The sequence below is a fragment of the Streptomyces cirratus genome, from assembly GCF_014650775.1.
In the GTDB taxonomy this organism is placed as follows: domain Bacteria; phylum Actinomycetota; class Actinomycetes; order Streptomycetales; family Streptomycetaceae; genus Streptomyces; species Streptomyces cirratus.
The window spans coordinates 1-734 of record NZ_BMVP01000060.1; the positions used below are offsets into that span (position 1 = coordinate 1).

At 65.7% G+C, this 734-nt stretch carries 1 protein-coding gene; it reads right to left on the minus strand.

Going from position 1 to position 734, the window contains the following annotated elements; all coding sequences use genetic code 11:
• Positions 1 to 734: beta-ketoacyl reductase (locus IE207_RS32880; protein ID WP_190187987.1), on the minus strand; the 734-nt coding region annotated here is incomplete at both ends.

A 734-nucleotide genomic window follows, 5' to 3' on the forward strand; every position in this document is an offset into this window, starting at 1 on the left:
CACGTCCAGGAACACGTTGGCAGCCGCATAGTTGCCCTGACCGGCCGCCAGTACCAGACCACCAGCCGAAGAGAACATCACGAACGCCGACAGACCCAGATCCTTCGTCAACTCGTGCAAATGCCACGCCGCGTCCGCCTTCGGACGCAACACCCCATCCAACCGCGCCGCCGACAACGCACCCACCACACCGTTGTCCGCCACACCCGCAACATGCACCACACCCGACAACGGATGCGACACATCCACCCCGGCCAACACCGCCGCCAACGCACCACGATCAGACACATCACACGCAACGACCGACACACTCGCACCCAAAGCACACAAGTCAGCCGTCAAATCCGCGACACCCGGCGCATCCGGACCACGACGACCCACCAACAACAGATGCCGCACCCCATGCACGACCACCAGATGCCGGGCCACCAAAGCACCCAGACCACCCGTACCACCCGTCACCAACACCGTGCCCGAACCGTCCCACACCGGAACGTCACCCACAGAAGCCGCCACCCGGGCCAGACGAGGCACGAACACCTCACCACCCCGCACCGCCAACTCCGGCTCACCCAACCCCACCAACGAGCCGGCATCCAACGAACCATCCGAATCCACCAACACCACCCGGCCCGGATTCTCCGCCTGCGCCGCCCGCACCAAACCCCACACCGGACCCTGCCGCACATCCACCCGCTCACCCGCCCCCACAGCCACACCACCACACGTGACCA